This window comes from Ruegeria sp. BHSB056 (assembly GCF_059613305.1).
This window is the reverse complement of record NZ_JBXWSG010000166.1, coordinates 1-2,583: the sequence shown is the minus strand read 5'-3', so window position 1 is coordinate 2,583 and position 2,583 is coordinate 1. Positions and strand designations below refer to the sequence as shown.

Below are 2,583 nucleotides of genomic sequence, written 5' to 3'. Positions count from 1 at the left end.
ATCGTGAAAACCGTATTGAGATGCGCTTCGGTTACTTCGGGCTGCCGGATCAGTGTCATGGAGACCGCGCGCTGCGCGATTTCAAGTAATGCCACCGCGATAACGAAATAGGCGATTACACCGAAATCCGTCGGAGTCAGCAGGCGGGCAGTAACGATAAGTGTCAGCAGGCCGAGAACCTGACTGAAGACACCCGAAGCAAACAGTGCTGCGGCCCCAACGACTAGGGGTGTGCTACGCGGGGCTGCGGCACCGGTCGGTTCGGATTTGGGCGAAGGCTTCAACAGCTTTGTCTTTCCACATTCAAAACAAACAACAGAATAACGGGTTAGTGTTTCCTTTTTATCTCCTCCCCCAAGTATTCCAACCAGATAGAGAAGTGCTGTTCTGGCAATTTGGCGGGGTCGCTGTTACTCAAGGAAAACTGCGGTTTTTTATGTCGAAATCACATGATTTTCTTTCAATGTCAGAAGGTTGTTTCATACTCGGTGATACGTGTAGGTCTAGTGTCAGAAAGTTATCTTCTGTTTCAAGGAGAATTTCCGGCTCAGTGTCTCAGATCGGGCTCCTCATGAGCAAGCGCGTCAAGTATGTGATGCCTGATATGTGTCCGGTGGGGGTCAGCGCTCGGGAGCCGGAATTCAAAACGGTATAATGGTATGAAGATTGCGATTTTTGGTTTGGGGTATGTGGGGTTCACGGCAGCGTGCTGTCTGACCCGTGAAGGGCACGAGGTGATCGGCATCGATGTGAATGCCGACAAGGTGTCCGAAATCAACGCAGGCCAGCCCCCGATCAAGGAACCGAAAGTGGCCGGGTTGCTGACCGAGGCGCTTGGGAAAAATCTGATCCGCGCCGTGGTCGAGATGCCGGATCTCGGGGATGTGGATCTGGCCATTGTCTGTGTGGGCACGCCCAGTTCCACCGACGGCTCGCATAACATGAGTTTTGTGGCCGAGGTGACGCGTCAGATTGCCGAAACCGTATCGCCGGATCGGGCGCGGCCTCTGACGGTGGCGTATCGGTCAACCTTCCGGCCGGGCACCGTGCGGCAGCTGATCGAGCCGATTTTCCAAAGCTATCTGGGCGAGCGGACGGCGCAGGCGGTCGAGATTGTCTATAACCCCGAATTCCTGCGCGAGGCGTCGGCGGTGGATGACTTCTTCAACCCGCCCAAGATCGTTGTTGGTACAGTCGATGGCAATCGCTCGGCAGTGATGGACGAAATGCACGAGGGTCTGGACGCGCCGGTGTTCTACACCGCTTTTGAAGAGGCCGAGATCACCAAATTCGTCGACAACACCTGGCATGCCACCAAGGTGGCCTTCGCCAATGAGATCGGCCGTATCTGCCACAGCATGGGCGTATCCGCCAAAACCATGCACGAGATTTTCGTCTCGGACACCAAGCTGAACATCTCGGCTTATTACACCCGTCCGGGCGGCGCGTTCGGGGGCTCGTGCCTGCCCAAGGATGTGCGCGCGCTGCAGCATATCGCCGGTGAGGTGGGGGCCCATACCCATCTGATTGACAGCCTGTTGCAGACCAATCAGGCGCATAAAACCTATCAGGCGCAGGACATCATGGCGCGGCTGCCCGAAGGCGGTCGGGTGCTGATGGCGGGGCTGGCCTTCAAGGCCGGAACTGATGATCTGCGCGAAAGCCCCAATGTCGATATTGCCCGGCGGCTGCTGCAGGCGGGGTATCAGCTGTCGGTCTATGATCCGGCCATCAAGCCTGCCGATCTGCGGGGGCAGAACCTGGGTTATGCCTTTACCCATCTGCCCAATGTGGGCCGCCTGTTGGTTGATCGCGCCACGGCCGAGGCCGGGCCATGGGATCTGGTGGTCGGATCGAACAGGATCGTGAACGAGCTGAACCTTGGCGATGCAGAGGTGATAAGAACCTATGAATATGACTAGCCCTGTATCCGCTGTTCAGCCGATCTCGTTCGACGAGCTGCGCCAGAGCCAGCCGCTGAAAGGGCTGAAGGTTCTGATCGTGGTGGAAAACCTGCCCGTGCCCTTCGACCGCCGCGTCTGGATGGAGGCGCGCACGCTGGCTGCTGCAGGCGCGCTGGTCTCGGTCATCTGCCCCACCGGCAAGGGCCATGAGGAACGTGTCTGGGAAGATGAAGGCATCAAGGTCTACCGCCACCCGCTGCCGTTGGATGCCAGTGGCGCGTTGGGATATTTGCTGGAATATGGCGCGGCGCTGTTCTGGGAAAGCTGGCTGTCGCTGAAGATCAAGTTCACCCGTGGGTTTCACGTCATCCATGGCTGCAACCCGCCCGATCTGATCTTTCTGGTGGCACTGCCCTTCAAGCTGTTTGGCGTGCGCTATCTGTTCGATCACCACGACATCAACCCCGAGCTTTACGAGGCCAAGTTCGACAAGCGCGGCTTCTTCTGGAAGCTGATGAAGACGTTCGAGCGGCTGACCTTCGCCTCGGCACGGGTGTCGATTGCCACCAATGAAAGCTATCGCAGGATTGCCATCGAGCGCGGCGGCATGGCGCCCGAGGATGTCTTTGTGGTTCGCTCGGGCCCCGATCTGAGCCGGTTGCAGCACCTGCCCCCAAAC

At 58.0% G+C, this 2,583-nt stretch carries 3 protein-coding genes; 2 read left to right on the top strand and 1 reads right to left on the bottom strand.

Features of this window, described 5'->3' with window-relative positions; all coding sequences use genetic code 11:
* Positions 1-284 (bottom strand): oligosaccharide flippase family protein (locus AC2FND_RS19940; RefSeq protein ID WP_496771442.1); only part of this gene is annotated, 284 nt, incomplete at its 3' end.
* A 375-nt stretch (positions 285-659) separates the two neighbouring features.
* Here AC2FND_RS19940 and AC2FND_RS19935 point away from each other — a divergent pair.
* Together AC2FND_RS19935 and AC2FND_RS19930 are read left to right on the top strand one after the other, a co-directional pair.
* Positions 660-1,922: a nucleotide sugar dehydrogenase gene (locus AC2FND_RS19935; RefSeq protein WP_496771441.1), complete on the top strand. Its 1,263-nt coding sequence runs from the start codon at positions 660-662 to the stop codon at positions 1,920-1,922.
* Positions 1,909-2,583: glycosyltransferase (locus tag AC2FND_RS19930; protein WP_496771440.1), on the top strand; the 675-nt coding region annotated here is incomplete at its 3' end. The genes AC2FND_RS19935 and AC2FND_RS19930, both read left to right, overlap by 14 nt.

Excerpts from the sequence above, each read along its gene's own strand:
- AC2FND_RS19935 (WP_496771441.1), top strand. The coding sequence starts at position 660 with ATGAAGATTGCGATTTTTGGTTTGGGGTATGTGGGGTTCACGGCAGCG.